This window comes from Bacillus sp. B19-2, from assembly GCF_022832475.1.
Taxonomy (GTDB): domain Bacteria; phylum Bacillota; class Bacilli; order Bacillales; family Bacillaceae; genus Bacillus; species Bacillus paralicheniformis.
Genome location: NZ_JALHKQ010000001.1, coordinates 803,655 through 827,379 on the forward strand (window position 1 = coordinate 803,655; position 23,725 = coordinate 827,379).

General features: G+C 46.8%; 27 protein-coding genes. All 27 read left to right on the plus strand.

The genetic code is table 11. From position 1 onward, the window contains the following. The first annotated feature begins 155 nt into the window (after positions 1 to 155). The 27 genes from flgB to MST20_RS04300 are packed head-to-tail and all read left to right on the plus strand — an operon-like array spanning position 156 to position 23,712. Positions 156 to 545 (plus strand): flagellar basal body rod protein FlgB, encoded by a 390-nt coding sequence (flgB, locus tag MST20_RS04170; protein ID WP_243940290.1) that lies wholly within the window; start codon positions 156 to 158, stop codon positions 543 to 545. Next, positions 545 to 997 (plus strand): flagellar basal body rod protein FlgC, encoded by a 453-nt coding sequence (gene flgC / locus MST20_RS04175; RefSeq protein WP_020451388.1) that lies wholly within the window; start codon positions 545 to 547, stop codon positions 995 to 997. Before flgB ends, flgC begins: the two co-directional genes overlap by 1 nt. Before the next feature lie 13 nt (positions 998 to 1,010). After that, complete coding sequence (gene fliE, locus MST20_RS04180; RefSeq protein WP_243940292.1) at positions 1,011 to 1,328, plus strand: flagellar hook-basal body complex protein FliE; 318 nt, start codon at positions 1,011 to 1,013, stop codon at positions 1,326 to 1,328. Between the two features lie 50 nt (positions 1,329 to 1,378). Continuing rightward, positions 1,379 to 2,980 carry a flagellar basal-body MS-ring/collar protein FliF gene (gene fliF, locus MST20_RS04185; protein ID WP_243940294.1) on the plus strand — a complete coding sequence of 534 codons (1,602 nt, stop codon included), beginning with the start codon at positions 1,379 to 1,381 and terminating at the stop codon, positions 2,978 to 2,980. Positions 2,981 to 2,993: 13 nt separating this feature from the next. Continuing rightward, a complete protein-coding gene (gene fliG / locus MST20_RS04190; RefSeq protein WP_043926372.1) occupies positions 2,994 to 4,010 on the plus strand; it encodes a flagellar motor switch protein FliG in 1,017 nt (338 codons plus the stop codon). Continuing rightward, on the plus strand, positions 3,994 to 4,761 hold the full coding sequence (gene fliH, locus MST20_RS04195) for a flagellar assembly protein FliH (protein ID WP_243940296.1): 768 nt from the start codon (positions 3,994 to 3,996) through the stop codon (positions 4,759 to 4,761). The genes fliG and fliH overlap by 17 nt, the downstream gene beginning before the upstream one ends. Then, entirely contained in the window at positions 4,761 to 6,074 is a 1,314-nt protein-coding gene (gene fliI / locus MST20_RS04200; protein WP_065644130.1) for a flagellar protein export ATPase FliI, read from the plus strand. Before fliH ends, fliI begins: the two co-directional genes overlap by 1 nt. A 2-nt stretch (positions 6,075 to 6,076) precedes the next feature. Next, entirely contained in the window at positions 6,077 to 6,520 is a 444-nt protein-coding gene (fliJ, locus tag MST20_RS04205; protein WP_243940298.1) for a flagellar export protein FliJ, read from the plus strand. Positions 6,521 to 6,533: 13 nt separating this feature from the next. Beyond that, positions 6,534 to 7,148, plus strand: a complete 615-nt coding sequence (locus MST20_RS04210; RefSeq protein ID WP_243940300.1) for a MotE family protein — start codon at positions 6,534 to 6,536, stop codon at positions 7,146 to 7,148. Position 7,149: 1 nt separating this feature from the next. Beyond that, a complete protein-coding gene (locus MST20_RS04215; RefSeq protein WP_243940302.1) occupies positions 7,150 to 8,532 on the plus strand; it encodes a flagellar hook-length control protein FliK in 1,383 nt (460 codons plus the stop codon). Beyond that, positions 8,532 to 8,999, plus strand: a complete 468-nt coding sequence (gene flgD, locus MST20_RS04220; RefSeq protein ID WP_243940304.1) for a flagellar hook assembly protein FlgD — start codon at positions 8,532 to 8,534, stop codon at positions 8,997 to 8,999. Before MST20_RS04215 ends, flgD begins: the two co-directional genes overlap by 1 nt. Before the next feature lie 27 nt (positions 9,000 to 9,026). Continuing rightward, positions 9,027 to 9,818 carry a flagellar basal body rod protein FlgG gene (gene flgG, locus MST20_RS04225; protein WP_075752825.1) on the plus strand — a complete coding sequence of 264 codons (792 nt, stop codon included), beginning with the start codon at positions 9,027 to 9,029 and terminating at the stop codon, positions 9,816 to 9,818. Between the two features lie 42 nt (positions 9,819 to 9,860). After that, a complete protein-coding gene (gene swrD / locus MST20_RS04230; protein ID WP_003181786.1) occupies positions 9,861 to 10,076 on the plus strand; it encodes a swarming motility protein SwrD in 216 nt (71 codons plus the stop codon). After that, positions 10,073 to 10,504, plus strand: coding sequence for a flagellar basal body-associated protein FliL (gene fliL / locus MST20_RS04235; protein WP_243940306.1), 432 nt, complete (start codon positions 10,073 to 10,075; stop codon positions 10,502 to 10,504). The genes swrD and fliL overlap by 4 nt, the downstream gene beginning before the upstream one ends. Before the next feature lie 35 nt (positions 10,505 to 10,539). Next, complete coding sequence (fliM, locus tag MST20_RS04240; protein WP_065644137.1) at positions 10,540 to 11,538, plus strand: flagellar motor switch protein FliM; 999 nt, start codon at positions 10,540 to 10,542, stop codon at positions 11,536 to 11,538. Then, positions 11,528 to 12,664 carry a flagellar motor switch phosphatase FliY gene (gene fliY, locus MST20_RS04245; RefSeq protein WP_065644138.1) on the plus strand — a complete coding sequence of 379 codons (1,137 nt, stop codon included), beginning with the start codon at positions 11,528 to 11,530 and terminating at the stop codon, positions 12,662 to 12,664. Before fliM ends, fliY begins: the two co-directional genes overlap by 11 nt. A 26-nt stretch (positions 12,665 to 12,690) precedes the next feature. After that, positions 12,691 to 13,053 carry a response regulator gene (locus MST20_RS04250; RefSeq protein ID WP_003181796.1) on the plus strand — a complete coding sequence of 121 codons (363 nt, stop codon included), beginning with the start codon at positions 12,691 to 12,693 and terminating at the stop codon, positions 13,051 to 13,053. A 12-nt stretch (positions 13,054 to 13,065) separates the two neighbouring features. Further along, positions 13,066 to 13,740: a flagella biosynthesis regulatory protein FliZ gene (gene fliZ / locus MST20_RS04255; RefSeq protein ID WP_025811387.1), complete on the plus strand. Its 675-nt coding sequence runs from the start codon at positions 13,066 to 13,068 to the stop codon at positions 13,738 to 13,740. Next, complete coding sequence (fliP, locus tag MST20_RS04260) at positions 13,733 to 14,398, plus strand: flagellar type III secretion system pore protein FliP (RefSeq protein WP_043926382.1); 666 nt, start codon at positions 13,733 to 13,735, stop codon at positions 14,396 to 14,398. The genes fliZ and fliP overlap by 8 nt, the downstream gene beginning before the upstream one ends. Before the next feature lie 15 nt (positions 14,399 to 14,413). Continuing rightward, positions 14,414 to 14,683 (plus strand): flagellar biosynthesis protein FliQ, encoded by a 270-nt coding sequence (fliQ, locus tag MST20_RS04265; RefSeq protein WP_003181801.1) that lies wholly within the window; start codon positions 14,414 to 14,416, stop codon positions 14,681 to 14,683. Positions 14,684 to 14,690: 7 nt separating this feature from the next. After that, complete coding sequence (gene fliR / locus MST20_RS04270; RefSeq protein WP_043926383.1) at positions 14,691 to 15,467, plus strand: flagellar biosynthetic protein FliR; 777 nt, start codon at positions 14,691 to 14,693, stop codon at positions 15,465 to 15,467. Beyond that, entirely contained in the window at positions 15,467 to 16,546 is a 1,080-nt protein-coding gene (flhB, locus tag MST20_RS04275) for a flagellar biosynthesis protein FlhB (RefSeq protein ID WP_065644140.1), read from the plus strand. Before fliR ends, flhB begins: the two co-directional genes overlap by 1 nt. A 33-nt stretch (positions 16,547 to 16,579) precedes the next feature. Next, on the plus strand, positions 16,580 to 18,616 hold the full coding sequence (gene flhA, locus MST20_RS04280; protein ID WP_065644141.1) for a flagellar biosynthesis protein FlhA: 2,037 nt from the start codon (positions 16,580 to 16,582) through the stop codon (positions 18,614 to 18,616). Further along, positions 18,613 to 19,725, plus strand: coding sequence for a flagellar biosynthesis GTPase FlhF (gene flhF, locus MST20_RS04285; RefSeq protein ID WP_243940308.1), 1,113 nt, complete (start codon positions 18,613 to 18,615; stop codon positions 19,723 to 19,725). The genes flhA and flhF overlap by 4 nt, the downstream gene beginning before the upstream one ends. 2 nt (positions 19,726 to 19,727) lie before the next feature. Continuing rightward, positions 19,728 to 20,615, plus strand: a complete 888-nt coding sequence (locus tag MST20_RS04290; protein WP_243940310.1) for a MinD/ParA family protein — start codon at positions 19,728 to 19,730, stop codon at positions 20,613 to 20,615. Next, positions 20,612 to 21,685, plus strand: coding sequence for a protein-glutamate methylesterase/protein-glutamine glutaminase (locus MST20_RS04295; RefSeq protein WP_243940312.1), 1,074 nt, complete (start codon positions 20,612 to 20,614; stop codon positions 21,683 to 21,685). The genes MST20_RS04290 and MST20_RS04295 overlap by 4 nt, the downstream gene beginning before the upstream one ends. A 5-nt stretch (positions 21,686 to 21,690) precedes the next feature. Beyond that, on the plus strand, positions 21,691 to 23,712 hold the full coding sequence (locus tag MST20_RS04300; RefSeq protein ID WP_243940314.1) for a chemotaxis protein CheA: 2,022 nt from the start codon (positions 21,691 to 21,693) through the stop codon (positions 23,710 to 23,712). Positions 23,713 to 23,725: the final 13 nt, after the last annotated feature.

The following is a 23,725-nucleotide window of genomic DNA, read 5'->3' on the forward strand; positions in this document are numbered from 1 at the left end:
CAAAATACCTATTCGTAAAATAGATATTTCTTACGATTTTTTTTTGCGCCCAGATCATAGACTTTAAGCCTATTATTCCTTACAATAGGCTTATGGTTTTTACAATTCTCGACAAGATTTTAAGACAGATGGAAAAAGATTGGAGGTATTTGGCGATGGATATATTTTCAGGAACAATACATAGACTAGAGGGAGCCTTGAATCAAGCGAACATTAAGCAAAAAGTCATAACGAACAATCTGGCCAATGTAGATACACCGAACTACAAGGCGAAAAACGTATCCTTCAAAAATGTGCTGAATGAGGAGTCCTCCCGAATTAACGCTATAAAAACAGACTATAGACACATTGACTTCAAAGGGAATGAGTCAAATTATTCAGTTGTGTCGAGAAAGAATACAAGTTATCAAGAAAACGGGAACAACGTGGACGTTGATCAGGAAATGAGTGAAATGGCGAAAAATCAAATCCAGTATCAAGCGCTCGTTGAAAGAATAAGCGGCAAATTCAACTCACTGCGGACCGCGATTACAGGAGGTAAATAATGGGGGTATTCAATAGCATCAACATTTCAGCTTCGGCGTTGACTGCACAGAGAGTCAGGATGGATACCGTTTCTTCCAACCTGGCAAACATGGATACAACGAGAGCGAAGCTGGTCGACGGACAGTGGCAGCCGTATAGAAGAAAGCTTGTATCGACGGCTCCGAAAGGCGAATCTTTTTCATCCGTGCTCCAATCATCGATGAATGCATCGGCGAGAGTCGGTGAAGGGGTAAAGGTGACCAAGATCAGCGAAGACAAAACACCGTTTAAACTCGTTTATGATCCGACGCATCCCGACGCAAACGAAGACGGATACGTGCAGATGCCGAATGTCGATCCGCTAAAAGAGATGGTTGATTTAATGGGCAGCACAAGATCATATGAAGCGAATGTCACAGCGATGAACGCGACAAAAGGAATGCTGATGAAAGCACTAGAAATCGGAAAGTAGGGTGATGACACGAATGGTTAATGGAATCTCTCCATTTGGAGTTCAATCCGTGCAGGCGGGAACGAATGCAACACATCAGATCACGAACAAGCAGGATGGTTCAGAGAACCAAGTCAGCTTTTCCAACGTGCTGAAAGATTCTATCAATGCTTTGAACCAATCTCAAAATGAATCTGATAAACTGACAAACGCGCTTGCTCTCGGTCAGGATGTCAACCTTGATGAAGTGATGGTTGCAGCCCAGAAGGCAAATATTACATTGACGGCTGCGACGGAATTCCGCAACAAAGCGGTTGAAGCTTATCAGGAAATCATGAGAATGCAAATGTAAGAAAGGAGTCTGAAAGCGAAGAGAATTAGTGTAACTACCGGGGGAGTAAGATGAATCGTACTTTATTGCAAATTAAAACGAAAATAACTGATTTTTGGAAAAACAGATCAAAGCTGCAGAAGTTTTTGATGATCGGCATTGTCGCTCTGGCAGTGATCCTGTCAATCATCATTGGAATTGTTGCTTCGTCAAATAAAATGGTGCCGCTCTATAAGGATTTGTCAGCTGAAGAAACCGGCCAAATCAAAAAAGTGCTCGATGAAAAAGGTGTTCCATCTGAGGTTGCAGCTGACGGTTCAGTCATCAAGGTTCCGGAAGAAAAAGTCGACGGGCTGAAAGTCGATCTTGCGGCAGAGGGTCTTCCGAAAAGCGGAAGCATCGATTATTCGTTCTTTGGTCAAAATGCCGGTTTCGGTATGACGGACAACGAATTTGACGTATTGAAAGTGAAAGCGACGCAAACCGAGCTTACCAACCTCATCAAAGGAATAGACGGGATTAAAGATTCGAAGGTTATGATTAATCTGCCGAAGGAATCCGTCTTTGTCGGAGAGGAAAAGCCGGAAGCATCCGCTTCGATTGTTCTCCAGGTGAAACCCGGCCACACGCTTGATCAAAATGAAATCAACGGCCTTTATCATCTCGTATCGAAAAGCGTGCCGAACCTTGACCCGGAAAACATCGTGATCATGGATCAAAACTCCACGTATTACGATCAAACCGGCAAAGATTCAGGTTCATACGCTGACAGCTACTCTTCACAAAGACAAGTCAAAGCTCAGATCGAAAAGGACCTGCAAAGACAAATTCAAACCATGCTCGGCACGATGATGGGACAGGATAAAGTGGTCGTATCCGTCACATCCGACATCGACTTCACAAAAGAAAACAGGACGGAAGACCTGGTTGAACCTGTCGATAAAGAAAATATGGAAGGGATCACGGTCAGCGCAGAGCGCGTCAGTGAAACGTATTCCGGACAGGGAGCACAAGCGGGAGGCGTCAACGGAACAGGTGAAAACGATGTGACAAACTATGCGGAGACAGAAGGCGGAACAGGCAACGGAGACTACGAGAAAAGCGAAGAACGAATCAACAATGAAGTCAACAAAATCCATAAAGAAATCGCCGAAAGTCCGTACAAAATCAGAGATCTGGGCGTCCAGGTCATGGTTGAACCGCCTGATGCGAAGAACCCGCAGTCACTGCCCGCTGAAAGAGAAGATGATATTAAAAAAATCCTCTCAACCATTGTGAAAACATCGATCGACAAGAAGTATGAAGAAGAGCCGCTGACAGATGAGGATATTGAAAATAAAATCGTTGTTTCTGTCCAATCGTTCGACGGCAAGCAGACAATCGATGAAGGAACGGAAACAGGCGGCATACCGATGTGGATTTACATCGCAGGCGGAGCAGCGCTTGTTGCTGTAATCGGCCTCATCATCTGGCTTGTCAGAAGACGTAAAAATAGAGATGACGAATACGAGGAAGACTGGTATGAAACGCCTCAGGAACCGATTCGTGTTGCTGATGTGAACAATGAAAAAGAGACAGAAGAAACTGTCAGACGAAAACAGCTTGAAAAAATGGCGAAAGATAAGCCTGAAGAATTCGCCAAATTGCTGCGCAGCTGGCTAACCGAGGATTAGGAGGAGTATTGAAATGGCAAAAATGAAACAAGACAGGCTTACAGGCAAACAAAAAGCGGCCATTCTCATGATATCCTTAGGGCTTGATGTGTCAGCTTCCGTTTACAAGCATTTAACAGATGAAGAAATCGAAAGGCTGACGCTTGAAATATCAAATGTCAGAGCTGTATCACCAGAGAAAAAAGACGAAATTATTCAGGAATTTCATGAAACGGCTGTTGCTCAAGAATATATATCACAAGGTGGCATTCACTACGCCAAGCAGGTGCTTGACAAAGCGCTCGGCGAAGACAAAGCCGCCAGCATCATCAACAGGCTGACATCGTCTCTTCAAGTCAGACCGTTCGATTTTGCCAGAAAAGCGGACCCTGAGCAGATTCTGAACTTTATCCAGCATGAGCATCCGCAGACGATCGCATTGATTCTGTCTTATCTCGATCCCGTGCAATCCGGTCAGATATTGTCAGAGCTGAATCAGGATGTGCAGGCAGAGGTTGCAAGACGGATCGCTGTCATGGACAGGACGTCGCCGGAGATCATCAATGAAGTCGAACAGATTCTGGAGCAAAAGCTATCCTCCACATTCACTCAGGATTACACGCAGACCGGCGGCATCGAAGCCGTTGTCGAAGTGTTGAACGGAGTTGACAGAGGTACGGAGAAAACGATCCTTGACGCCCTTGAAATCCAGGATCCTGAGCTTGCCGACGAGATTAAAAAGCGGATGTTTGTCTTTGAAGATATCGTTACGCTTGATAACCGTGCCATTCAAAGGGTTATCCGCGATGTGGAAAACGACGATCTGCTTCTCTCTCTCAAAGTGGCCAGCGAAGAGGTCAAAGACATCGTCTTCAGCAATATGTCGCAGCGTATGGCTGAAACATTTAAAGAAGAAATGGAATTCATGGGTCCTGTACGTCTGCGTGACGTAGAAGAAGCTCAATCCAGAATCGTAAGCGTCATCCGAAGACTTGAAGAAGCAGGTGAGATCGTAATCGCCAGAGGCGGAGGAGATGATATCATTGTCTAACATTATTAAACAGCGATTATCATCAATACCGCCAAAAGAAAGGCGGACGATTTCATTAAAAGAAGTCAAACTTCCTGAAACAGAAACCGAACTTGATACCGGACAGGATCCGGAATTCCTCCTCGATCATGCCAGACAGGAAGCCGGGAAAATATACGAAAAAGCGAGCGCTGAACTCGAACAGGTCAGACGGCAAATCGAAGAGGAAAGGATAAGCTGGGAAACAGAACGCGAAGCACTGATAGACCAGGCGAAACAAGAAGGCTTTCAAACGGGGTTTGAACAGGGAAAGGCCGAGGCTCAAAGCACTTATCAATCCTATTTGGATGAAGCCAACGCCATCGTCAGAGCGGCGAGGCGTGACTATGAAGAAAAAATCGAACAATCTTCCGAAGAAATTGTCGAACTTGCCGTGACGCTGGCTAAAAAAGTTTGGAATCAAAAGGCTGACGACAAAGAAGCTTTTTCAGCCCTCGTCAAACAGGTGCTGTCCGAAATGAAGGAGTTCGATGATATTGCCGTCTATGTGGATCCGGAGTATTACACGGAGGTTCAAAGCCACAAAAACGAACTTGAGCAGCTCCTCCAATATGGCGCACATCTTGCGATATACGCCGATGAAAAAGCGCCGAAAGGAACGTGCTATGTTGAAACGGCTTTCGGAAGAATCGATGCAGGAATCGACACTCAATTACAGCAGCTGAAACAAAAACTGCTCAGCCTGCTTGAAACGGCAGGTGTTGTCCAGTGATGCTCGAGCAGCTGCTTGAATGTATAGAAACCGCAGACTCCTACAAACGATACGGAAAAGTCAAACAAGCGGTCGGCCTGATGATTGAATCCAAAGGACCTGAATGCTCAATCGGCGATGTCTGCAAAATCTATACAAAAGGTGACGGGCCAAAGGCCATCAAAGCTGAGGTCGTCGGCTTCAAAGACCAAAATATTCTTCTGATGCCATATTTGGAAGCGGCCAATATTGCACCCGGCAGCATTGTCGAAGCGACGGGCGAATCGCTCAGAGTCAAAGTCGGCTCCGGCTTGATCGGGCAAGTTGTCGATGCATTCGGCAATCCGCTCGACGGCAGCGCGCTTCCAAAAGGTCTGGCTCAAGTTTCGACAGACCAGGCGCCGCCTAATCCGATGAAAAGGCCGCCGATCAGAGAAAAAATGGCGGTCGGCGTCAGATCAATCGACAGTCTGCTGACCGTCGGAAAAGGACAGCGTGTCGGGATATTCGCCGGAAGCGGCGTCGGAAAAAGCACGCTCATGGGCATGATTGCAAGAGAGACGGCCGCAGACTTGAATGTCATCGCTCTTGTCGGAGAGCGGGGCCGGGAAGTCAGAGAGTTCATTGAGAAAGATCTCGGCGAAGAAGGGCTGAAGCGCACGATCGTTGTAGTGGCTACATCTGACCAGCCGGCATTGATGCGGCTGAAAGCGGCCTATACAGCAACAGCGATTGCCGAGTACTTCCGCGACAAAGGACAAAACGTGATGTTCATGATGGACTCGGTGACAAGGGTCGCCATGGCTCAGAGGGAAATCGGCCTGGCGACAGGCGAACCGCCGACGACGAAAGGTTATACACCCTCAGTGTTCGCTATTTTACCTAAGCTCTTAGAACGAACAGGAACGACGGAAAACGGGTCAATCACTGCTTTCTATACGGTTCTTGTCGACGGTGATGATATGAATGAACCGATCGCCGATACTGTCAGGGGAATCTTGGACGGTCATATCGTTCTTGACCGGAGCCTTGCGAATAAAGGCCAGTTTCCGGCAGTTAACATTTTAAAAAGCATCAGCAGGGTGATGTCAAATATCGCCGGGAAAGACCATATAAGAGCAGCGAACCGGTTCAGGGAAATGCTGTCAACCTATCAAAACTCAGAGGACCTGATCAACATAGGAGCTTATAAAAAAGGGTCTTCCAGAGAAATTGATGAGGCCATACAATTCCATCCAAAGCTGATCAGCTTCCTCAAGCAGGAAGTGGATGAAGCGGCGTCGCTGGAAGAGAGCATTTCTTTATTAAAGAGTCTTACAGGAAGAGAGGATTAAGAATGGCTTATTCATTTAAATTTCAAAAGCTCCTCGAGCTTAAAGAAAATGAAAAAGACCAATCATTCGCTGAATATCAGCACTCAGTTTCCGAATTCGAAAAGGTCGCGGAAAAGCTGTATGAAAGCATGAACCAAAAAGAAACGCTAGAAAAAAACAAGGAAATCAAGATGCAGACGGGAATGAGCGTTCAGGAAATGCGGCATTATCAGCAATTTGTCACAAATCTTGAAACGACGATCTTCCATTATCAAAAGCTCGTCATGATGAAGAGAAATGAAATGAATGAAAAACAGCACGATCTGACGGAAAAAAATATCGAGCTGAAAAAATTTGAAAAAATGAAAGAAAAGCAGTTTGAAATGTATTCGCTGCAAAACAAAGCAAATGAGTTAAAGGAAATGGACGATATCTCCATTGCCCAGTACATAACTCAAGGAAGCTAGGGGTAGAAAAACGATGGCCGAAGAAAAAAAAGCCGGTAAATTTCAGACATTTTTATTTGTCATCGTCATTCCGCTGATCTTTTTAATCGTTGTAGCGTTTGTCGGCATGTGGCTTTTAGGCGTCAATTTCCAGGATGCAGCCTCCAAAATCCCCGTCGTTAAAGAGCTTGTGAAAAACGGCGAGGATCAGGACATAGATCACGCAGCAAAGCAGCAGGAGAACAAAGCAGAAAAGCTCCAAAAGACGATCGATGAACAAAAAAGCGAAATCGAAACGCTGACGAGTGACTTGAAAACGAGTGATCAAGAGATTAAAAGGCTGAAACAAAAAATCAGCTCGCTCGAAAAAACGGAAAAAGATGAAAAAGAGCAGAAAGAAAAGAACGCTGAAGGTCAAGGAGACGGAAAAAAAGTCGTCAAAATTTATGAAAGCATGCAAAGCAATAAAGCTGCAAAAATTTTAAGCGAATTAAAAGAAGAAGAGGCAATCAACATTTTAGATTCTTTAAGCAAAAAGAAAGTGACTGAGATCCTCTCTAAAATGTCTCCTGATAAAGCGGCTGTATTCACCGAAAAGCTTGTAAAAAACGAAGCGAAAAACGAAAAGAAAAAAGAAGGGGGGGAATAGCTTGAGGCTTTTTGACGCAATCTCTTTTGATGCCAAGCCTGCGGCGGATACCGCAACTGCAAAAACGAGCAGGACGCCTCTGGACGCACTCTTTCAGAATGTGCTCCAAAAGGAAAACAGCTCACTTTCCTCTTTTCAAAAGGGAGAAGAGCCTTCTCAGGACACGTCATTGGAAGGGCTTTTGCATGAACTGAAGCAATGGCTTTCAAATAATGAAGGCGGCTCCTTCAATGAAGACTGGCTGAATTCCCTCCAGCATGTTGAAGAGCTGAATCCATCTCCGGATGAACTGGCATTGGCAGATCAGCTGTTACAGCAAATAAAAGAGCTGCTTGAAAATGCCGCTCTGCCTGGACAATCAGGCAAAACGACTGATGCTATTGAAGCTTTGCCTGCCGACGAAAGCGGGACAGAAGAGCCGAAACTGCCTGACCTGCAAATTCTTGGTCAGATTCAGCAGCTGCTCGCTGTGATCGTAAATGAAAATCAACCGGCACTCAAAACTTCGCAAATCGCAGAAATATTGAAACAGGCGCCGGAATTTCTCGCCGCTCTTCAGACAAAGGCGGGAACAGAGGGGCTGATTGATGAACTTAAACGTCAATTTTTCACGAAAAATCCGGGCGAGTCGCAGCTTTTGTCCATGTCAAACGCCGAGCTGAAAAGCTTGAAAAGTGTAATGGAACAGATGATGAACGCAAATGCTGAACCGGATCAAAAAGAGTGGAAAATGGCGGAAAGCGAACTGAAGGCAATGCTCATGAGCAAAAAAACCGATGTCTCTCTTTCTGAGAAGCCGTTGTCCTTTGTTTTGAACGGAAGGGAAATTCAAACTGAAGGAAAGCAAGGCCAAAAGGAACAGCCGATTCAATCCTCTGTACTGGCCAATCATCGGACAGGCGAAGTGCTGATCCAAGGTCTCCAGACCTCGGCAGCAGAGGAATCTTCCGCTCAGCCGAAAAGCTTTTCAGAACAAATTCTCAGCTCATGGAAACAGATGAAGTATACACCGTTCGGCAGATCGACAGGCAGTTTCACGATCCGCCTGAATCCTGAAAATCTTGGCTTTATCACGATCAAGCTCGTCAAACAGCACGGAATGTTTTCGAGCAAAATCATCGCATCGACCCAGTCGGCTAAAGATCTGCTCGAACACAATCTCGCGCACCTTAAACAGGCGCTGCCCAACATGTCTGTACAAATTGACCGCTTCGGTGTGCCGCTTCAAAACGGCGATCAGACCTTCGGACAGCTGGCGGACGAACAGAAAAACCAGCAGCAGCCGAAGCAAGAACAGCAAAAAGAGCAGGAAAATGAGGATTTTCAGGAGTTTCTGGATGAGCTTATCGAGACTCGATCACTGGACAGCGAGGAGGAGATCTAATGCCTGACACTTCAATTGATACAAGAACTGCCATAGGGACAACAAACACGAAATCGACGACATCCGATTTTTTATCCGAGGCAAAAAAAGCCGAAAAATCAGGGACCGGCTCCAATCTTGGCAAGGATGAATTTTTGAAACTGCTCATGAAACAATTGCAGTACCAAGACCCCTTAAATCCGATGGAAGACCGTGAATTTATTGCACAAATGGCGACCTTTTCAAGCCTTGAGCAACTAACGAATCTGAACTCAACGATGTCGGCGTTCGTCGGACTTCAGGACCCGATGACGATGTATGTCAGCTGGATCGGAAAAGAAGTCACCTATGAAGGCGAAGACAGCGAAGAAAAAACGGCGCTCGTCAAATCAATTAAAAGCTCAGACGGACAGTATCTGCTTGTCCTTGACGATGGAACCGAAGTCAATCCGTGGAATGTGACGGCGGTCAGCCATTCTGACAAATAAAAACAGACAATTCAGGGAGGAATAATTATGTTACGTTCACTATACTCAGGAATCAGCGGAATGAAAAACTTCCAGACAAAGCTTGATGTTGTTGCAAACAACATTTCGAATGTCAATACGGCAGGCTATAAGAAAAGCCGGGTTACATTTAAAGATATTGTCAGCCAGCAGCTTTCTGGTGCGTCGTCGTCTACTGCAAACCGCGGCTCTGTCAACGGCCAGCAGGTCGGACTCGGTGCAACGATCGGATCGATCGATATCATTCACACAAACGCAGCGCCTTCAACAACAGGCCGCCAGCTTGACATGACCATTACAGGAGACGGCTACTTCCGAGTTGGAACAGGAGAAGAAGAATACTACACAAGATCCGGAAACTTCTACCTTTCTGATGAAGGTGACCTCGTCACTGTTGACGGACTGTTCGTCTTAACGGCCAACAACGGAAGAATCAATATCCCGCAAGACGCGCAAAGCTTCAGCATCGCACCTGACGGAACGGTGTCTTATGTCGATCAAAACAACGAGAACCAGACCGCCGGCCAAATCTCGCTTGCGACATTCAGCAACACATCCGGCTTGTCAAAAGCGGGAGACAACCTTTACCGCGAAACATTGAGTTCTGGAGCTCCGCAAGTCGTTGTGCCTGGAGAAGGCGGCTCAGGAAAGATTCAAACGAGTGCGCTTGAAATGTCGAACGTCGACCTTTCAGAAGAATTCTCTGAAATGATTATCGCGCAGCGCGGCTTTCAGTCCAATGCGAAAATCATTACAACCTCTGATGAAATTCTTCAGGAACTCGTCAATCTGAAGCGATAGGAGGGAAGGAGGCGCCCTCGTGAAGGCGCCTCTTGATAACACATGATCAAAGTTACGCGATTAAACGGACAGCCCTTTATTCTGAACGCGCTATTCATTGAGCAAATTGAATGTTTTCCGGATACGACAATTACGCTGTCCAACGGAAAAAAGTTTGTTGTCAAAGAAGATGAAGATACAGTTGTGGATACAATCGTGTCATTCTATCAAAAAATCCAAATACTTTCTTGTGACCAAAGAATTGAGGAATCTGAATGAATAAAAAACTTCTAGGAATTATGCTGACGATTATTCTGGCAATTGGTGTGTTAGGAACCGCTGCGTTCTTTGTCATCAAGGGAAGCGCAAGTGAAAAAGATCAAACGAAAGAACCTTCGATCGATGAAGTGGTCGAATCATCAGTTGAAGTCGCCGAAATCACGACAAACTTAAAATCAGACAATGTGGTCCGTTTGTCAATCAAGCTTGAAACCGATTCGAAAGAGGCGAAAGAAGAGCTTGAAAAGCGGGATTTCCAAATTAAAGATTCAGTCATCTCCCTTTTGGCAAATACGAACGCAAATGAGCTTGAAGGACAAAAAGGAAAAGAAAAATTTAAAGAACAGCTGAAAGAAAAGCTGAACACGAACTACATGAAAGAGGGAAAAGTGAAAACTGTATACATTACCTCCTTTAATCTGCAGTAGGAACATAGATGACAGAACCATGGAGGTGAAAACAGATGGCAGGAGAAGTACTCTCCCAAAATGAAATCGATGCACTGCTTTCAGCGATATCGACCGGTGAAATGGACGCCGACGAGCTGAAAAAAGAAGAGTCCGTTAAAAAAGTAAAAGTCTATGACTTTAAACGGGCGCTCCGCTTTTCAAAGGATCAGATCCGCAGCTTGACAAGGATTCACGATAACTTTGCAAGGCTGCTAACGACTTATTTCTCGGCTCAGCTGAGAACCTATATCCAGATCTCGGTCAGTTCGGTTGATCAGGTTCCTTATGAGGAATTCATCAGATCCATTCCGAATATGACGATCCTCAATCTGTTTGAGGTTCGCCCTCTTGAAGGAAGAATCATGATGGAGATCAACCCGAACATCGCCTATACGATGATGGACCGAGTGATGGGCGGGATTGGTTCGAGCCACAACAAAATTGACAGCATGACGGAAATTGAGACGAAAATCATGTCCAATTTATTTGAAAGCTGCCTCTCGAATTATAAAGATGCGTGGGAATCCATCACGGAAATCGAGCCGGAAATGTCCGATTTTGAAGTGAATCCGCAGTTTGTGCAAATGGTATCGCCGAATGAGACGGTCGTTGTCATTTCGCTGAACACGCAAATAGGAGACATCAGCGGGGTTATCAACCTGTGCATCCCGCACGTCGTCCTGGAACCGATCATTCCTAAGCTTTCCGTTCACTACTGGATGCAATCAGACAGAATTGAACCAAAACCGGAGGAAACAAAGTCGATAGAAAAGCGGATTATGACGGCGCAAATTCCAATTGTCGCAGAACTCGGATCATCGGAATTAACCATTGAAGAGTTTTTAAATTTAGAAATTGGAGATTGTATCACTTTGGACAAATCAGTAGCAGAACCTCTTACTGTTTTGGTCGGAGATAAACCGAAATTTCTAGCACAAGCCGGCCGAATGAATCGAAAGACTGCGATTCAAATTCTAGATCACGACATAAGAGGTGAAGAATATGGAGAATAACAATAGGTTATCACAGGATGAAATTGATGCGCTGCTTAAAGGCGGCGATGATACGGCTCAAGAGCAGCCGGAATCAGGGTTGTCCCTGATGGAACAGGATACGATCGGGGAAATCGGAAACATTTCCTTTGGGAGCTCTGCAACAGCTTTGTCCACTTTATTGAATCAAAAAGTCGAAATTACAACGCCGACTGTTTCGGTGATTGAAAAAAGCCATTTAAATGATGAGTTCCCGCACCCGTATGTTTCAATCGGTGTGAGCTATACGGAAGGTTTTTCAGGAAACAATCTCCTCGTCATCAAGCAGGAAGATGCCGCGATCATCGCTGATTTGATGATGGGGGGAGACGGGACGAACGCAGATCCGTCGCTTGGCGAAATTCATCTAAGCGCCGTTCAGGAAGCGATGAACCAAATGATGGGATCCGCAGCGACGTCGATGTCCACCGTCTTCAGCAAGAAGATTGATATTTCTCCGCCGGAAGTTGACCTCCTTGATGTGAATGAAGGGGAAGGAACAGAGCAAATTCCGAAAGAGGACCCGCTCGTCAAAGTATCTTTCAGACTGAAAGTCGGAGAACTGATCGATTCGCATATTATGCAGCTTTATCCGCTGACCTTTGCAAAAGACCTGATCGATGAATTAACGAATCAGGACGGCGGAGAAGAGCCAGTGCAGACTGAAGAGGCAAAGCAGCCGCCCGTACAGGAAAAACCGGCGCCTAGTCCGAGTCCGGCACCTGCTCAGACACAGAGACAGGAGCCTGCGCCTAAACGGCAAGGGACGGCAAAAGTTTCAGAACCTGTGCAGGTGGCACCGGCAGAGTTTCAATCCTTTGCCCCTCAGACTGATGCGCAGCCGCACCTTCAAAACCTTGACATGCTCATGGATATTCCTTTGTCCGTCACAGTCGAGCTGGGAAGGACAAACCGCAGCGTCAAAGAGGTGCTTGAACTGTCAACCGGCAGTATCATTGAGCTTGACAAACTCGCCGGCGAGCCTGTCGACATCCTGGTCAACCAGCGTGTCGTTGCCAAAGGCGAAGTCGTCGTCATCGACGAAAACTTTGGCGTCAGGGTGACAGACATTTTAAGTCAGGCGGAACGAATCAGCAAATTACGATAATAACAGATTGATTGGAGAGATTAATAATGGCTTACAAGATTTTAGTAGTTGATGATGCAGCATTTATGAGAATGATGATTAAAGACATTTTAGTGAAAAACGGCTTTGAAGTCGTCGCAGAAGCACAAGACGGAGCGCAGGCTGTTGAAAAATATAAAGAGCATTCACCTGATCTCGTCACAATGGATATCACGATGCCGGAAAAAGACGGAATCACGGCTCTTAAAGAAATCAAGGAAATCGATCCGCAGGCAAAAATCATCATGTGTTCGGCAATGGGCCAGCAATCGATGGTTATCGACGCCATTCAGGCGGGAGCGAAAGACTTTATCGTCAAACCGTTCCAGGCTGACCGCGTCATGGAAGCGATCAATAAAACGCTAAGCTAAAGGGTGTACAACTTGTTTAAGAAACCTCTTATTTTCATAGCCGGCCTTTGTCTATTTGCCTTTCTCGTACTGCCGTACGCTCCGGCTCTCGCAGAGGAATCGGGGGATCAGACCGTTGACCATCTGTTTGAGCAAAAAGGTGCGGGCAAAGAGAAAGAAAAAGCAAAAGACAAAGACAAAACCGAGGAAAAAAGTTCTCTAAAGGAAGAGGCGGAGGCCGAACCCCCGTCTCCTTCCGTTTCCATATTTGATTTTGTGAAAATGATCGGCGCGTTACTGTTCGTCATTTTTCTGATCTATGCTTTGGTCAAATTCATGAATAAACGCAACCGCCTGTTAAAACCCTTCCAGTATGTCGAAAACATCGGCGGAACTTCGCTCGGACAAAACAAGTCCGTACAGCTGATTAAAGTAGGGAACAGGGTGCTGGTCGTCGGTGTCGGCGAGAATATCCAGCTGCTGAAAGAGATCGATGATGAAAAGGAATATAAAGAAATTCTCACGCAGCATGAAGCTGCGATGAACAGCAAGATTGAATGGCAGAAATGGATGGATCAAGTCAAAGTTCCAGGTGTGCAAAAGCAAAGCGGCACGGCATCTTTTTCCGAGTCGTTAAAAGCACAGCTCGCGGAACTGAAACAAAATCGCGCAGAAGGCAGAAAGAAAGGCCAAAATCAACATGAATGAGTTTATGGATTTATTTAATTCAAGCGATGCGGCAAATGTCAGCGCCAGCGTCCGGCTCTTGCTGCTTTTGACAGTATTTTCGATCGCTCCGGGGATCTTGATCCTGATGACGTGTTTCACAAGGGTTGTCATCGTCTTGTCCTTTGTCAGGACATCGCTGGCAACACAGTCAATGCCCCCAAACCAGGTGCTGATCGGACTTGCACTGTTCCTGACATTTTTCATTATGGGACCGACTTTTTCAGAGATTAATAAAGAAGCGCTGACGCCATTAATGAACAATAAAATCACCTTGGATGAAGCTTACACAAAAGCGGAAGCCCCGATCAAAACCTTTATGAGCAAGCATACAAGACAGAAAGATCTGGCTTTATTTATGAATTATGCAAAGATGGAAACGCCTGAATCCATCGATGATATTCCGCTTTCAACGATGGTTCCCGCGTTTGTCATCTCGGAATTGAAAACCGCGTTTCAAATGGGATTTATGATATTTATACCGTTTCTGATTATCGATATGGTAGTGGCAAGTGTTTTGATGTCGATGGGGATGATGATGCTTCCGCCGGTCATGATTTCACTGCCGTTTAAAATTTTGCTGTTTGTGCTTGTAGATGGCTGGTATTTAATCGTTAAATCTTTGCTGCAAAGCTTTTAGAGTAGGTGCTAATACATGAATTCAGAATTTGTTATATCGATGGCTGAAAGGGCTGTATACGTTACATTGCTTATCAGCGGGCCGCTTTTGGCGCTCGCTCTTCTCGTCGGGCTGATCGTCAGCGTTTTTCAGGCAACCACCCAAATACAGGAACAGACTCTTGCATTCATTCCGAAAATCGTCGCCGTTTTGGTCGGACTCGTCGTTTTCGGACCGTGGATGCTGTCGACGATTTTATCATTCGCGACTGAGCTGTTCTCTAATTTAAACCGTTTTGCAGGGTAGTTTTAACATGTCAATAATCGAATCATTTCCAGCCTTTTTACTTGTATTTGTCAGAATCACAGCATTCTATGTAACGGTGCCTCTATTTTCTTATCGGACAATTCCGGCCGTTCATAAAATAGGTTTTGCATTTTTTCTTGCGCTCGTCAGTTTTCAGGCGATTGAAAAGCCTCCTCAGCTTGATGTTGACGGAGTTTACATGATGTTGGCCATGAAGGAAGCGCTGATCGGGCTTCTGCTCGGGCTGATCGCCTATATGATGATCTCGGCCGTTCAAATCGCCGGTTCATTCATTGATTTTCAAATGGGATTTGCGGTCGCGAATGTGATCGATCCCCAGACAGGGGCGCAAAGCCCGCTTGTCGGCCAGTTTTTATACACGATGGCGCTGCTTCTCATGCTGAGCCTGAATGCGCACCATCTCCTGCTTGACGGGATATATTACAGCTATCAATACATCCCGGTCGACAAGATGGCGCTGTCGTTTGGAAGCGAAGGATTTGCCGAGTTTATTGCAAAGAGCTTCAACACGATGTTTATAACAGCATTTCAATTGTCTGCGCCTGTTGTGGCTTGTTTGTTTTTAGTCGATCTGGCATTGGGGATTGTGGCGAGAACGGTGCCGCAGCTCAACGTGTTTGTCGTCGGGCTTCCTTTGAAAATCGCGATCACCTTTATCATGCTCATCATCTGCATGGCCGTTATGTTCAGCATGATGCAGCACGTCTTCGAATTTGCCATTCGGACAATGAGAGATCTATTAACTTTGCTTGGGGTGGCATGATGAAGCTGACGTTGGATTTGCAATTTTTCGCAGGTGAGAAAACGGAGAAAGCGACGCCGAAAAAACGGCGGGAAAGCAGAAAAAAAGGGCAGGTTGCCAAAAGCGCAGATATCAATACAGCGATCACGCTTCTTATCGTGTTTTTATCGTTTTTATTCATCGGACCTTTTATGAGAGACCGCCTGCTCGCCCTGATCGAAAAGTATTACAAAGAGTTGATCACGATGAAGGTGTCAGTCGCCAATATTCCCGGCCTGTTTCAAAGTCTTGTGCTTGAATCGGGCTTCATCATGGCACCGCTTTTACTGACAGCCGTCGTCTCCGGGGTTTTGAGCAACTATCTGCAAGTCGGGTTTTTATTTGCCCCAGAAGCGATCAAGCCTGATTTGAAAAAGCTTGACCCGCTTAAAGGATTCAAGCGGATTTACAGCATCAGAGCGATCGTTGAACTGCTTAAATCGATTTTAAAAATCGTGATTGTCGGCGGTGTGACATTCACCGTTCTCTGGCTGAACTTTGACAAAATTCTCAGAATCCCGGCGCTGTCCGCGGGCGAGGCTTTGTCATATGTCGGCTGGCTCACCTTTTTAATGGGGGTTTCCGCTGCAGTCGCCCTGATTTTTCTCGCGGTGCTCGATTACCTCTATCAAAAATTTGATTATGAAAAAAATATTCGCATGTCAAAACAGGACATTAAAGACGAATATAAAAAAACCGAAGGCGATCCTCTGATTAAGTCGAAGATCAAGCAGAAGCAAAAGGAAATGGCGATGCGCCGCATGATGCAGGAAGTGCCAAAAGCGGATGTCATCATCACGAACCCGACCCATTACGCCGTCGCGCTGAAATATGACGAAAACAAAATGGATGCGCCGTTTATCATCGCAAAAGGGGTCGATCTGATGGCTCTGAAAATCAGGCAGATCGCCAAAGAACACGATGTCATGACAGTCGAGAACAGACCTTTGGCGAGGGCGCTCTATGACCAGGTTGAGATTGACCAGGCCGTTCCGGAAGAATTCTTTAAGGCCGTAGCCGAAATCCTGGCTTATGTTTACAAAACAAAGCAAAAAATCTAGTGAATTTTTCAGTTTTAAAAGGAGAGAAACAGCATGTCAGCAAGAGATTTATCAGTTTTATCAGGCGTTGTCCTCATTGTGGCAATGCTTATCATACCCTTTCCACCTTGGTTGTTGAGCGTTTTAATTATCGTGAATATTTCTCTTGCGTTAATCGTGCTTCTCACCACAATGAACATGCAAGAACCGCTGCAATTTTCGATATTTCCTTCTTTGCTGCTCCTCTTGACGCTGTTCCGCCTCGGGCTGAATGTATCGACGACACGTTCGATTCTGTCCAACGGAGATGCGGGAAAAGTAGTCGAGACGTTCGGGTCTTTCGTTGTCGGCGGAAATGTTTTGGTCGGTCTCGTTGTCTTTATCATTTTGATCATTATCCAATTTATCGTCATAACAAAAGGGGCGGAACGGGTATCTGAAGTTGCTGCCAGATTCACGCTCGACGCCATGCCGGGGAAACAGATGAGCATTGATGCCGATTTGAATGCCGGAATGGTGACCGAACAGGAAGCGAAAGTGCGCCGTGAGAAAGTGGCCCGTGAAGCCGACTTCTACGGCGCGATGGACGGTGCGAGCAAATTCGTGAAAGGGGATGCGATCGCAGGGATCATCATCGTCCTCATTAACGTCCTTTTCGGAATTGTCATCGGCATGCTGCAAAAACAAATGAGCATTCAGGAAGCGTCTTCACACTTTACGCTTTTGTCTGTAGGCGATGGAATCGTATCTCAGCTGCCTGCGCTCTTGATCTCAACAGCGACGGGTATCGTCGTCACAAGAGCAGCATCGGACGGAAACCTGGGCCACGATATTACAGGCCAGCTGTTTGCTTATCCAAAACTTTTGTATGTGACGGCGGGAACGATTTTCCTGCTCGGGATTTTCACACCGATCGGCATTCTCCTGACAGGCCCTCTGGCTCTTCTTCTCGCCATCGGCGGCTATATGCTCTCCAAAGCCGGTGAAGAGAAGGAAAAAGTGGAGGATATCCTTGAGGAAGAAGCTGAAGTGGACGAATTAAAAAGCCCCGAAAGCGTCGTTCATCTGCTCGATATTGATCCGATCGAATTTGAATTCGGCTACGGATTGATTCCGCTTGCAGATGCAAATCAAGGCGGCGACCTATTAGACAGAATCGTCATGATCAGGCGTCAGCTCGCGCTTGAACTCGGTCTCGTCATTCCGGTCGTCAGAATCAGGGATAACATCGCTCTTCAGCCGAACGAGTACAGGCTCAAAATTAAAGGAAACGAAGTCGCGAAAGGCGAGCTTCTCCTCGATCACTTTTTGGCGATGTCTCCGACAGGCGAAGACGATCAGATTGAAGGAATTGACACGATCGAACCGTCCTTCGGCCTCCCGGCAAAATGGATTCCGGAATCTCAGAAAGATCAGGCCGAAATGCTCGGATATACGGTTGTCGATCCGGCTTCAGTCGTGTCGACACACATTACAGAGCAAGTGAAAAAGCACGCTCATGAACTGATCGGAAGACAGGAAACGAAACAGCTGATCGACCACTTGAAAGAATCTTATCCTGTACTGGTCGAAGAGGTCTCGCCGAATCCGCTGTCTGTCGGTGATATTCAGAAAGTGCTCGCAAAACTTCTGAAAGAAAAAGTATCGATCAGAAACTTGGTGACAATCTTTGAAACACTGGCCGACTACGGAAAGCTGACGACTGATTCAGATATGCTGACCGAGTATGTAAGACAGGCGCTTGCCAAGCAGATCACCGCCCAATATGCGAAGGAAAATGAGACGCTGAAAGTGGTGACGTGTTCGGGCCGCGTCGAAAAGGCCGTGGCGGAAGGGATTCAGCAGACTGAACACGGCAACTTTTTATCCCTTGAACCTGCATTATCCGAAAATATCATTCAATCTGTAGCAAGAGAAATCGAACAGCTCTCATTAAGGCAGGAAGTGCCGATCCTTCTATGTTCGCCGCCTGTCAGAATGTATGTCAAACAGCTGTTAGAGCGCTATTTCCCTGATCTGCCGGTTCTTTCATATAACGAACTGGAAGCCAATGTAGAAGTTCAAAGCATCGGAGTGGTGGATATTCAATGAAAATTAAAAAATTTGTAGCTGGTTCTATGCAGGAAGCCACAAAGCAAATTATACAGGAGCTCGGGAATGACGCCGTAATCTTGAATTCTAAAAAAATTCAAACGAGAAAATTTCTCGGCTTTGTGAAAAAAGCCGGGGTTGAAGTGATTGCAGTTGTCGACCAGGACTTTTCCGACGCAAGGAAACCGGAGCGGCAAAAGCCTGTTTTACGTGAACAAAGCCCTTCGCCTGTCCCGCAGCCGGACCACCTCGATTTGGCAAGCCAAGTGAAAGAGCTGAAAGAACTGCTGGAAATGCGGCATCATGAGCAGCCAGTTGATGTGCTGCCTGAGCCGCTGAAAAAGGCGGACCAGCTTCTGGCAAAACAGGGGGTATCGCCGGCCATCCGTACGAAAGCGCTCGGCCGGTTGATCAGCACTTCTTTAAAAAATGGCGAAGAATGGACGGATGAGAAGGCGCTGGCCCACTTAACAGATGCTTTGGCCGATCTTCTTCCCGATAATCGGGAACAGGACGTGGCGATTCATTCCCAATATGTCGTGCTCTTCGGATCGACCGGAGTCGGCAAAACGACGACATTGGCAAAGCTTGCCGCTACTTCCGTGCTGGAAAAGCAGAAAAAAATCGCTTTTATTACGACGGATACGTACCGGATTGCAGCGGTTGAACAGCTCAGGACATATGCCGAGCTTCTGAATGCGCCGCTCGAGGTGTGCTACACGAAAGAAGAATTTAAAGCGGCCCAGCAAAAGTTCGCCGATTTTGACCACGTCTTCATCGATACGGCGGGCCGGAATTTCAAAGACGGGCAATATGTCAGGGAGCTGAAGGAAATCATTCCGTTTGAGCGTAAGATACAGGCGTTTCTCGTCATGTCCGCGACGAGCAAGTACGAGGATATGAAGGAGCTCATTAAGCAGTTCTCAAGCATTCCGATCGATCAGTTGATATTCACGAAAGTGGATGAAACCGATTCATTGGGAAGCGTCATGAATCTGCTCGCCGAATCGAGAATCGGCCTCGGCTATATGACAAACGGACAAAATGTTCCGGAAGATATCCGCTACTTGTCAAATGCATCATTTGTCAGACTGCTTACGGGGTGTTGAACATGGATCAGGCAGAAAGCTTACGAAGGCGGATGGAGCAGCGCTTCGCCGAACCGCCCGCCCCTGTCGCTCATCCAAAAGCGAAAACGCTCGCTGTTATGAGCGGAAAAGGCGGCGTCGGGAAGTCGAATATATCGCTGAATACGGCTCTCGCCTTCTTAGAAAAAGGAAAGAGCGTGCTTTTGATCGATCTTGATGTCGGTATGGGGAACATCGATATTTTGATCGGCCGGCAATCGCTCTGCACCGTGATGGATCTCCTCCAGCAAAAAATGCCGTTTGAACGTGCCTTGTCAGCCGGTCCGCGTGGCCTTCAATACATTTCGGGCGGAACGGGACTGAATGCGATGTTCGAATTGAACGGGGAAAACTGGGCGTTCTTTGTGAAAGAATTAACGCGGGCTTTGAAAAGCTTCGATTATGTCATCTTTGATATGGGAGCGGGGCTGTCAAAAGATCAGCTGCCATTCGTCCTGTCAGCGGATGAAATTCTGGTCGTCACCACGCCGGAGCCGACATCCATCATGGACGCTTACAGCGCGATCAAGCATTTGGCATTAACCGGACGCGATCTTCAGCTGAAAGTCGCTGTCAATCGCTGTACAACCCAAAAAGACGGAATTTCTGCCTTTCTCCGCCTTTTCAACACGGTAAACGCTTTTTTACAGCAAAAGCTTGCATATGCAGGGCCGATTCCTGAGGATCCCCTGGTATCAAGAGCCGTTGTGGAGCAGCAGCCGTTTCTGATAAAAAACCCGCGTTCAAAGCCGAGCAGGGCGGTTTACCTGCTGGCAGAATCGCTGCTTCATAACGGCAGAACGGAAATGGGCGAAAACCGGTCCTTTATCGATAAATTATCTTCATTCCTGAGGAGGGGCAATACATTATGATTCGTGTTCTTGTCGTTGACGACTCTGCTTTTATGAGAAATATGATCACCAAGTTTTTAACATCCAATCACGAGATTGCTGTAGCAGGAACGGCAAGAAACGGCGAGGAAGCGCTCCAAAAAATCAAGGAGCTCCGCCCGGATGTGATCACTTTGGATATTGAAATGCCTGTGATGAACGGAAAAGAAACATTGAAAAGGATCATGGCTAGCGATCCGCTTCCGGTTGTCATGGTATCGAGTCTGACGCAGCAGGGGGCTGATATCACGATCGAATGTCTTGAGCTAGGGGCGATCGATTTCGTCGCAAAGCCGTCGGGTTCGATTTCAATAGATTTATATAAAGTAAGAGACATGCTGATTGAGAAAGTGTTGACAGCGGGGCGGGTGAAACTGAAAGGCCGGCCTGTTCCGATTGCAAAGCCCGCTATCGAGACGGCGAAGCGGCCGCCAGTGAGCGGCAGCGATTCAGTCCGCTTTCAGTCTGGAAAACAGCTCGTCTGCATCGGTACATCGACTGGGGGACCGAGGGCGCTGCAAAGAGTGCTTCCCAAGCTTCCTAAAACATTGAAGGCGCCTGTTTTTGTCGTTCAGCACATGCCAAAGGGGTTTACAGCTTCATTAGCGAACAGGCTGAACCACCTCTCAGAAGTAACCGTGAAGGAGGCTGAAAACGGTGAGAGAGCGAAAGACGGCTGGGTTTACATTGCACCCGGAGGGAAAAACATGGCGGTCGGCCTTGAAAAGGGCGAATTGGTGATCACACTCGATGACCGCGACACAGAAAGCCGCCACAAGCCTTCTGTTGACTACTTGTTCCAATCCCTGGCCTCACTTCGGGAGTTTGAAAAAATCGCCGTCATTATGACGGGGATGGGGAGCGACGGTACAGAAGGTGTAAAAGGCCTTTTGAAACATGGAAGCGGAACGGTGATCGCCGAAGCGGCCGAGTCGTCCGTCGTTTTCGGAATGCCGAAATCGGTCATTAACAACGGGCTTGCAAACGACATCAAGCATGTTGATGAGATTGCCGCAGCCATTATGACGTATATGAAAAAAGAGAGGGCGTGACTCATATGGATATGAATCAATATTTAGACGTCTTTATTGAAGAAAGCAGAGAACATTTGCAAACCTGTAACGAAAAATTGCTCGAACTCGAAAAAAATCCGACAGACCTGCAGCTTGTCCATGATATTTTCAGAGCGGCTCATACTTTGAAAGGGATGAGCGCTACGATGGGCTATGAAGATATGGCTCATTTAACGCACAGTCTGGAAAACGTGCTGGACGCGATCCGGAATGAAGAAATGACCATTACGTCAGAGTGGATGGACGTCATGTTTGAAGCGCTCGATGACCTTGAAGCGATTGTCCTTTCGATCATTGAAGGGGGCGACGGCAAAAGAGACGTTTCCGAAGTCTGCGCCAAGCTTGATGTGACAGGTGCAAACAAGGAGGCGGCTGCATCGGCAGAAGCGCCTGAAGCGGCATCTTCCGAAACGAAATGGGCCTATGACGAATTTCAGCGGACGGTCATTGCCGAAGCTGAGGAACAAGGCTTTAAATGTTACGAAATCAATGTTGCGTTGAAAGAGGACTGCCTGTTGAAGGGCGTCCGGGTGTACATGGTATTTGAGCAGCTGAACGAAATCGGCGAAGTCGTCAAAACGATTCCGGAAACGGAAGTCCTTGAATCGGAAGATTTTGATTCCGAATTCGTCGTTTGCTTTTTAAGCAAACACGGGGAAGAAGAGATTTTCAACAAAATCAACGGCGTATCTGAAATCGAAAAAATAGAAGTAACCGAACTGAAAAACGATTTTTCGGCACAGGAAGAAGCCGCGCCTGTCGCGCCTGAAAAAGAAACCGCACCGAAAGACGCGGAGAAAAACCCGGCGAAGCAGCCGGACGGCAAAAAAGAAGCGGCAAAACCTGCAGCAGGCGGCGGAACGAAGACGATCCGCGTCAACATCGACCGCCTCGATTCATTAATGAACCTGTTTGAGGAGCTGGTCATTGACAGGGGGCGCTTAGAGCAGATCGCCAAAGAGCTTGAACACGGCGAATTAACAGAAACCGTCGAACGGATGACAAGAATTTCAGGCGACTTGCAATCGATCATCCTCAACATGAGAATGGTTCCGGTAGAAACGGTGTTCAACCGCTTCCCGCGCATGGTCCGCCAGCTGACAAAAGAATTAAATAAAAAGATCGAGCTGTCGATTTTCGGGGCGGAAACAGAGCTTGACAGAACGGTAATAGACGAGATCGGCGACCCGCTTGTCCACCTCTTGAGAAACAGCCTTGATCACGGGATCGAGGCGCCTGAAGTCAGGGTGAAAAACGGTAAGCCTGAAACGGGTCAAGTCCGTCTGAAAGCATATCACAGCGGGAATCACGTCTTTATCGAGGTCGAGGATGACGGAGCCGGCATCAACCGCAAAAAGGTGCTTGAAAAAGCGCTTGAACGCAACGTCATTACCGAACGCGACGCCGAAACGATCGAAGATCATGAAATCGACGCACTCATTTTTGCACCTGGATTCTCAACAGCAGATCAAATCTCGGATATTTCAGGACGCGGGGTCGGCTTAGACGTTGTCAAAAGCAAGCTGGAATCATTGGGCGGTTCTGTCAGCATCAAATCGAGCGAAGGCGAAGGTTCGCTTTTCTCCATTCAGCTTCCGCTTACACTGTCGATCATATCCGTGCTGTTAGTCAAACTTGAAAACGAAACGTTTGCGATTCCGATTTCTTCTATTATAGAAACGGCTGTCATCGATAAGAAAGATATTCTTCAGACGCACGACCGCGAAGTGATCGACTTCAGGGGCCATATCGTACCGGTGGTTTACCTGAAAGAACAGTTTAATGTTGAGGATTCGTCGGATGATCTTGATCAGCTTCACGCCATCGTCGTGAAAAAAGGAGACAAGCTGACGGCATTTGTTGTCGACTCCTTTATCGGTCAGCAGGAAGTCGTACTAAAATCACTCGGCGATTATTTAACAAACGTCTTTGCCATTTCCGGCGCGACGATTTTGGGAGACGGACAAGTAGCCCTGATCATCGACTGCAACGCCCTTATCAAATAGAAAGCGAAAGGAG

What these genes read in the sequence shown, in the direction of transcription:
- flgG (WP_075752825.1), top strand. Translation starts at nt 9,027, where the DNA reads ATGTTACGTTCACTATACTCAGGAATCAGCGGAATGAAAAACTTCCAG.
- fliR (WP_043926383.1), top strand. Translation starts at nt 14,691, where the DNA reads ATGTCAATAATCGAATCATTTCCAGCCTTTTTACTTGTATTTGTCAGA.
- MST20_RS04250 (WP_003181796.1), top strand. Translation starts at nt 12,691, where the DNA reads ATGGCTTACAAGATTTTAGTAGTTGATGATGCAGCATTTATGAGAATG.
- fliF (WP_243940294.1), top strand. Translation starts at nt 1,379, where the DNA reads ATGAATCGTACTTTATTGCAAATTAAAACGAAAATAACTGATTTTTGG.
- flhA (WP_065644141.1), top strand. Translation starts at nt 16,580, where the DNA reads ATGTCAGCAAGAGATTTATCAGTTTTATCAGGCGTTGTCCTCATTGTG.
- MST20_RS04210 (WP_243940300.1), top strand. Translation starts at nt 6,534, where the DNA reads ATGGCCGAAGAAAAAAAAGCCGGTAAATTTCAGACATTTTTATTTGTC.
- fliM (WP_065644137.1), top strand. Translation starts at nt 10,540, where the DNA reads ATGGCAGGAGAAGTACTCTCCCAAAATGAAATCGATGCACTGCTTTCA.
- fliJ (WP_243940298.1), top strand. Translation starts at nt 6,077, where the DNA reads ATGGCTTATTCATTTAAATTTCAAAAGCTCCTCGAGCTTAAAGAAAAT.
- swrD (WP_003181786.1), top strand. Translation starts at nt 9,861, where the DNA reads ATGATCAAAGTTACGCGATTAAACGGACAGCCCTTTATTCTGAACGCG.
- fliG (WP_043926372.1), top strand. Translation starts at nt 2,994, where the DNA reads ATGGCAAAAATGAAACAAGACAGGCTTACAGGCAAACAAAAAGCGGCC.
- fliP (WP_043926382.1), top strand. Translation starts at nt 13,733, where the DNA reads ATGAATGAGTTTATGGATTTATTTAATTCAAGCGATGCGGCAAATGTC.
- flgB (WP_243940290.1), top strand. Translation starts at nt 156, where the DNA reads ATGGATATATTTTCAGGAACAATACATAGACTAGAGGGAGCCTTGAAT.
- flhB (WP_065644140.1), top strand. Translation starts at nt 15,467, where the DNA reads ATGAAGCTGACGTTGGATTTGCAATTTTTCGCAGGTGAGAAAACGGAG.
- fliQ (WP_003181801.1), top strand. Translation starts at nt 14,414, where the DNA reads ATGAATTCAGAATTTGTTATATCGATGGCTGAAAGGGCTGTATACGTT.
- MST20_RS04300 (WP_243940314.1), top strand. Translation starts at nt 21,691, where the DNA reads ATGGATATGAATCAATATTTAGACGTCTTTATTGAAGAAAGCAGAGAA.
- MST20_RS04290 (WP_243940310.1), top strand. Translation starts at nt 19,728, where the DNA reads ATGGATCAGGCAGAAAGCTTACGAAGGCGGATGGAGCAGCGCTTCGCC.
- flhF (WP_243940308.1), top strand. Translation starts at nt 18,613, where the DNA reads ATGAAAATTAAAAAATTTGTAGCTGGTTCTATGCAGGAAGCCACAAAG.
- flgC (WP_020451388.1), top strand. Translation starts at nt 545, where the DNA reads ATGGGGGTATTCAATAGCATCAACATTTCAGCTTCGGCGTTGACTGCA.
- fliI (WP_065644130.1), top strand. Translation starts at nt 4,761, where the DNA reads ATGCTCGAGCAGCTGCTTGAATGTATAGAAACCGCAGACTCCTACAAA.
- fliY (WP_065644138.1), top strand. Translation starts at nt 11,528, where the DNA reads ATGGAGAATAACAATAGGTTATCACAGGATGAAATTGATGCGCTGCTT.
- flgD (WP_243940304.1), top strand. Translation starts at nt 8,532, where the DNA reads ATGCCTGACACTTCAATTGATACAAGAACTGCCATAGGGACAACAAAC.
- fliH (WP_243940296.1), top strand. Translation starts at nt 3,994, where the DNA reads ATGATATCATTGTCTAACATTATTAAACAGCGATTATCATCAATACCG.
- MST20_RS04295 (WP_243940312.1), top strand. Translation starts at nt 20,612, where the DNA reads ATGATTCGTGTTCTTGTCGTTGACGACTCTGCTTTTATGAGAAATATG.
- fliE (WP_243940292.1), top strand. Translation starts at nt 1,011, where the DNA reads ATGGTTAATGGAATCTCTCCATTTGGAGTTCAATCCGTGCAGGCGGGA.
- fliL (WP_243940306.1), top strand. Translation starts at nt 10,073, where the DNA reads ATGAATAAAAAACTTCTAGGAATTATGCTGACGATTATTCTGGCAATT.